This is a genomic window from Streptomyces sp. TRM49041 (genome assembly GCF_008271805.1).
Lineage (GTDB): Bacteria > Actinomycetota > Actinomycetes > Streptomycetales > Streptomycetaceae > Streptomyces.
Genome location: NZ_VSRY01000009.1, coordinates 1 through 211, shown reverse-complemented (window position 1 = coordinate 211; position 211 = coordinate 1). Strand labels below are relative to the sequence as shown.

The 211-nt window shown below is 68.2% G+C and carries 1 protein-coding gene; it reads left to right on the top strand.

Translation table 11 applies throughout. The features are described 5' to 3' along the window. The coding region (locus FVS66_RS00050; RefSeq protein WP_149178865.1) for an IS3 family transposase at window positions 1-211 on the top strand (211 nt) is incomplete at both ends.

Genomic DNA, 211 nt, shown 5'->3' with positions numbered 1-211 from the left:
TGGCGATCCCGCCCGGAATCCGCGACGGCCCAGCGGCGCGAGGAACTGAAGCTGCTCATCGAGAAAGCCTTCGACATGTCCGACGGCACCTATGGCCACCGGCGCATCCAGGCCCAGCTGCATCGCTGGGCTGTCACCGCTGGCCTGGAACTGGTCCGCCGGCTCATGCGTGAGCTGGGCCTTGAGCCCTGTCAGCCGCGGCCGAAGAGGT